A 6,000-nucleotide genomic window follows, 5' to 3' on the forward strand; every position below is an offset into this window, starting at 1 on the left:
TTGCGTGGGAACTCAACCAGCGACCTCGTAAACGACTAGAATTTCGGGCACCCATCGAAGAGATGGACTGTCTGCTGTCGCAATGACGGCCAGAATCCGCCCCGTCGGGAGTGGACTAGTTTCGGCCGTCGTTGACACGACCTCGGAGTCCTCGGCGTTGACGGCGCGGTAGAACGCGCAGGGGGATCGACAGCGGGGGCGCCGCCGGGGCTGGGCCATCGAGTGTTTGGCCGTGTTTCGGTGCTGCTGCAGGTTCGCTGTTAACTGCCCACCGACATCGTCCGGGGGAGGGACAGACGGCGGCAAGGATACGATGACGATCCTATGGAGTTGTCCCGGTATTGGGATGGTGGCCGGTCCCAGGTGCTCGATGGCCCTGGTAATCGACCGAGAGAGGTTCCAGAATTACCTCCGCGCGGGGTCTGCATATTCGACGAGGCGCTCCTGTGTGAGCTGATTCGCGGGATGGTTCCCGGAGGTCGGCGGCCCGGACGCATAAGCGGTGACATAGCCGGCGATCGCCGCGCATAATGACTGGATCGACCAGCGCTTGAAGGCGTAGGTGACGGTAGCGACGATCGCGTAACGCCTGCGGCGACTACCACGGCGTCGTGGTGTCTGATTCGACTGTATGACGTATTGGGAAGTGCAATTCGCTGAGTTTGCTACGGTGCCCCAGATTCGGCCCACCCGGATGTCTCACTCTCATGCCGGAATACGGTGCAGGAGGTGTTGAACGTGGTCGAATCGGTGTCGGATTGTGCGGACGACCCCACGTTGACCAAATCGAATCAGTCAGTGAGGTGACCGGACGGTGAGCAGTCGCGGTACTCCACCTCCTCTGGGACCGTGGAGAATGTCGGTGTGGCCATGTCTGTGAAGTCTTCTGTGAATGTGATATTGCCGCCGCAGCTCAGCGGTGGTCAGGTCGCTGATTTGTTTACGCGCATGGGACTGCGAGCGGACCCAAGTAGCGCTGAAGATGAGTGGATAGTGCGAGACGTTGCACGGGGACCGAGATCTACAGATCAATTGGTTTGGTCTGACGTGTTGGCTAAGCCTGGGATGTCCGAGGACAGGTTCGACGAGGTGAACGCTATCCCTCAGGACCAGTACATGACAGGTCTCGATCCCGCACGTATTGATGCTGAGTGGGAGCGTATCGGGCAGTACCGGACGGTCCCGTCGTTAGCCCCCACGTTCTACGCCACTCAGGTCGCGATGATGAGTGCCTCGGACGCTCAGGTCGGTGATGCAGCTCGCAAATCTCATCACAATTTGGCTGCGATGCGGTTGGTCGACTCAGAGGAACTGGTCTTCCCCGAATTATCGGCGTATTGGATTCGTCTGCACCCGATCCTGTACACCCGCGCTTCCTTCCCCGCGCTATGCCTACGTCTGATGCACGATTCGGCGTTGGTGGAAGATATTAGGCGCGGCGAGGTTGCCCGTGCGAGTAGTACGCGGTTCGCCGCGAACATGGAGTTGGTTGCACCTGGGCTTTTACATGGAAACTACTTCGGTCCGCTCATCGCATGCGCATCGCCGGGAGTCTGGGCGGTGCATTGCCCACGAATGCTGAACTCGATGATTTTGAGCTTGGGGCGGGTAGTCCCGGGTCTGTCGCAGATTCCTATGGATGCCCTGCAACTTCTCCCCGGAAAGCCTCGAAGCAAGACTTTGGTCGAAGTTAAGCCAGAATCTCCGGTTGCCTGGGGAGAAGCCATCGATTGGTGGGCGATGCGCCTGAACCAGCTGTTCGACTTCCTGAGTAATCCGGTGACCTTTGACGACGGTGTCGGGAACTACGAGCCGTATCGGCATCAGAACTGGTTGATCAACACCACACAACTTTTCGATCGTGTCACTTCGTCGCTGCGGGCCGCGAGTGACGAGCATGCAGCGTTGCTCCTGACATTCAGTGCGCTGGACCTTGTCAGCGAGCAGTTCTTTGGTAACGACACGGGAGCGGTATCGGATCCTGCGTATGCAAGGGAAGCACTTGAGGATGTACGTGCAGGCATGCCGTCAAGGGTGGCGCAGGTTCTGTTGCCTGCAGCAGAACGGGCAGTGAGTGCACTGGACAATGTCTCTGACGGGTTCTTCCACCAGACCGGGTTTGTCGAGTACATATATAAGGAGAAGGCGCAGAAGGTGACTGTGGAGGCCGCGGTCAGCCCCCTCATGCGCGCTCGGCGCAATGCCGTACACGGATTCGGAGGCAAGAAGGCAGAGGCGAAAGGTGCGCATGAACTTCTTGCCCAGCACAATGGGAATCTGCCAGCTGATCTGGTGTACCTACCCTATCTCTACCTCTTGAAGGTCCTGTGCGACCTCGATGGTCTCCTCCGGAAAATCAAACGCGGCAACGATTGATTGGCTATGCCCTTGACTCGGCCGCGTTGTCGGTGTGTGACGAGTGCAGTGGTGCTGGCGTTCGCGGTGAAGCAATAGCCCGCGCCGGGCGCCTCTTCCGAGTCGGCGAGGCCCTGCGGGCAGTGAAACACGAGCAGACAGTGGGGATGTACCTCACGCCAAATATGGGGAACAACTGTTGATTTTTCGACCTGAAATGACATCGACTGGAGGGCGTTTCGTACTCATCGAAACAGGTTATGGCCTGACAGATCTCGCCCTCTGTCTCTGGGCGGATCGCCGACGCAGTCTTTACTGACTCCGCCTGATCAGGGCAACCCGCCCTGCTGATCACCACGAACCCGTCGCACCTTTACGGTCAGAAGGTGCGATGACGCGGAGTGACCTACCGTTTCGTGCGTCCACGCAATGCTAGAAGCGCGAGTCCGAGAAGTACCGGAGTGAGTAGACGCAGCACTATATCGGCAAACGTCCCGATGGTTGTCAGTTCGACACGATCGGCAGGGTTGCGAAGCAGCGCGACACTACTTCGCGCGGCGAGTTCGATGGCATCCCCGACATTGGGCGGGTCTTGAGGTCTTGTGACCGGATCGGCAATGATGCCGGTAGAACGGGTGACAGTGGTCGTTGCGTGCAGGCCCGGCGGCTGCTCGGCGGCGAGTTCGGGTGGGAGGATCGATGCATCATTTGGGACGGTCGATGGCTGCAGTTGCGGAACCTTTGGTTCTGCAGGCTGGGCTTGAGCGCTGCCGATAGATTCCGAAGTCACGTCGACCGATCTTTCTGCTGCCTCCGTGCCCGAAGGTGGAACGATGCCGACCGTCGCGAAAACCACCGCGGTCCCGAAGATCACTACCCCCACCATGATGAAAGCCCGTAGCGCCCGCAGACCGTACCCGGACACTGCCCAGTACAACCACAACAGTCCGCGCTCAGCTAGCGGCGTATACTTGCTGCGTCTCCGCATTTCCATCTCGCCGTAGTAGAAGTCTGCGGCGCCCGGTTCGTTCTTGTTCGATTCGAGCCCACGCCTGAGATCGCGGTAAATGGTAGCGATGTCGAGAGCATCGACCGCGGCATTCACCTGTTCTGTTCGGGCATCGGCCGCAGCGTCCGGTTTGGATACCGTCAGGCCAGGTCCAGGTATTTCCCGGAAGTTCAGTTCCTCCACGATGATCTTCCGTTTCGAGTTCCGCCAGAGTTTTGGTAGGTCCTTGCTGCTGCGTAGATCGCAGCTTGAATCGAAACGTAGGGTGTCGAGTCCATGCGCGCCAGTAAAATAGCAGTCCTTCAAACTGATCGATGACAGAACCAACTCGCTGACATTCGCTGAGCGGAGATCAGAGATCGAGGTTTTCGTACCGCGTAGTGATTTCAAGCTCTCGATGAGTCCACGCAAACGCAGTCGCCTGACGGTGTTCGCAGCACGATCAGCGAAGAACTGATCGTTGAACACCGTGTCGCCAGGATCCGCGATGATTGTACGTGCCAGAAATTCCACGCTTGGCAGAGCCATCGAGGCAGCGTGAATTTGCAGTTGCCCGCCAGCGACAAACTGAGCGTCTTTTGCAGAGAATTCTTTGCAGAGCGCCGTCAATCTCACACGTTCGTGAAACTTTGAGGCGTCAAGACTTAAGGTTTTCGCAGTGAGGGGACCTAACTCCCGTGAATGAAACTGTGCGGCAACGAAATTGAAGTCTTCCGCCAGGGCTTTGTCGAACTGCGCACTCTCGGTGAACGTTACCCCGCCGAAGTCCGCTTTCCCCGTGAATGTCGCTGCCTGAAACACAGCCTTCTGGGTGAAGGTTGACCCTCCGAAAACTCCATCGCGTCCGAATGTGACTCCGCCGAACCGCGCGTCCCCGGTGAAAGTCACCGCCGCGAATGTTGTGTTTGCGGCGAACATGACCCCGCTGAACTTCGCGCCCTCGATGAATTTGGCTCCGCTGAATCGGGCCTTGTTGCTGAATTCGGCTCCAGCGAAGTTCGCGCTTAGAGTGAATGTGGTTCCGCCGAACTGGGCGCCCGCAGTGAATTTTGAGCGCCCGAATGTCGCATGCTGGGTGAATGTAGTCCGATAGAACATGGCGTTCTGAGTGAAGGTCACCTTCGAAAAGACTGCACCCCTGCTGAATACAGTGCTCTGGAACTTCGACTTCCGGGTGAAGGAGGACCCCTCGAACGACGCGTTTTCGGTGAATGTTGCGCCAGTTGCATCGATCAGTCCAATCTTGCAGCAGGTTAACGTCAATTCCTTGTCAAGCTTCTCATCTGCGAGCTCGAGATCTCCGATGATTATTGCCCCACGAACAGCCACCATTGTGGCTAGATGGCCTGCAGGACCGTCGATCAGCAGGCGCTTGAGAATTTCTGCGCGGATCGTCCGCGATTGTTCGGTCCATCCGGAAATTGTCTGCGGAGACGGTGAGATATTGGTGTCGATGAGATCGCATCGTTTTGAATCTTGAATCGCTTTCAGTAACTCCAATTCCGCTGGCCAGAGATCGTCCAAATCCTTGGAAACCTTGCCACTCCCAACGTGCGTCACCTGAATGTCCTTCTTCCCCTGGAGTCAGTGTTGGCCCAGTCCTAATCGATGTGCCCGATGAATCATGCCGGAAGTTGAATTTGCCTGGCAGTCTCCACCCGGTGGCACGGAGGATGGTGTCGACGGACACATTCAGAAATGATCACGGAAAGTGGGCCAGAACCAGGTTTCGACCGTCGTTCACAGACTGTCTGATCGAAAAGGTCCGGCCCGCAGCAACCGGGCCGGACCATGGAGGTCTGTGTGGTCCAGAAAGGCTCCTCATCGTCCGGTGAGGAGCCTTTTCGGGTTATGGGGGGTTCCGTTCGGTTATGGGCCGCGAGGCGCACTATCGAGCGTTGTCGACTAGAACCGAACCCCCGGGGCAGTCGATGTGCACTGCGATTGTCAGCGGTTCTCGATGATGGCAGCGACTTCTTCAGCACTCAGACGTGGTCTTTCGTCGAAGTCGGAGTAGACGCCGTAATCGTCGACTTTCAAGTCGCGAGTGAGTTCCGCGGCCACCAGCCTGATGGCGTCGTAGCGGGCCGGCATCTCTTCTCGCAGTCGCGAACGCGATCTGCTGATGGCACCTTTGATCTCGGTTTCGTGTTCTGGGGTGACCCAACCCATGCCCAGGAGCAGTATCTTCACATCACCGTCTCCGCTCCCTCGGCCGACGTGTCCGAATGCGCCTTCCTCGGCCTGCACGCCCGCGAGGAGCACGTCGGCCGCGTCGTCTGGTCGCTGAGGTACCCAGGCGGTGGGGTCGGCAGTAGTCAGCTGAAGGCCCCCTCCCACGACAGTTCCACCCGTCCAGAGCGGTGCGAGATCAGCAGGAGTGGCGAGCGATATGTCGGTGTACGGGATCCCACGTGCGTGGGATCCCGTACACCGCGTGGGCGGCCTCGTGGATCGCGGCGTGCGAGATCCATCCGTGCTGGGGCAGAGGAGCATGTCCAGGTTCATGATCACGAGACTCTACTTTGGTGCTGTGACCTGTGGTGATGACATGTCCCTGGGGGTGGTTGTTGGGGGTGTGTGGGGCGCAGGCGGTGCCGGCGGAGTGTTCGGGTTTGGGTGGTGTGGGGGAGTGG

General features: G+C 58.4%; 4 protein-coding genes. 1 reads left to right on the forward strand and 3 read right to left on the reverse strand.

Annotated elements, in window-relative coordinates:
- The first annotated feature begins 864 nt into the window (after nucleotides 1–864).
- Complete coding sequence (locus QMA15_RS30760; RefSeq protein WP_290288488.1) at nucleotides 865–2,376, forward strand: hypothetical protein; 1,512 nt, start codon at nucleotides 865–867, stop codon at nucleotides 2,374–2,376.
- Between the two features lie 385 nt (nucleotides 2,377–2,761).
- Here QMA15_RS30760 and QMA15_RS30765 read toward each other — a convergent pair whose 3' ends face one another.
- From QMA15_RS30765 to QMA15_RS30775, 3 genes are all read right to left on the reverse strand, one after another.
- Entirely contained in the window at nucleotides 2,762–4,924 is a 2,163-nt protein-coding gene (locus QMA15_RS30765; protein ID WP_290288490.1) for a pentapeptide repeat-containing protein, read from the reverse strand.
- A 387-nt stretch (nucleotides 4,925–5,311) separates the two neighbouring features.
- Nucleotides 5,312–5,704 (reverse strand): hypothetical protein, encoded by a 393-nt coding sequence (locus tag QMA15_RS30770; protein ID WP_290288493.1) that lies wholly within the window; start codon nucleotides 5,702–5,704, stop codon nucleotides 5,312–5,314.
- Nucleotides 5,705–5,735: 31 nt separating this feature from the next.
- Nucleotides 5,736–6,000: hypothetical protein (locus QMA15_RS30775; protein WP_290288497.1), on the reverse strand; the 265-nt coding region annotated here is incomplete at its 5' end.

It is taken from the genome of Rhodococcus sp. APC 3903 (assembly GCF_030407755.1).
Lineage (GTDB): Bacteria > Actinomycetota > Actinomycetes > Mycobacteriales > Mycobacteriaceae > Rhodococcus_F > Rhodococcus_F erythropolis.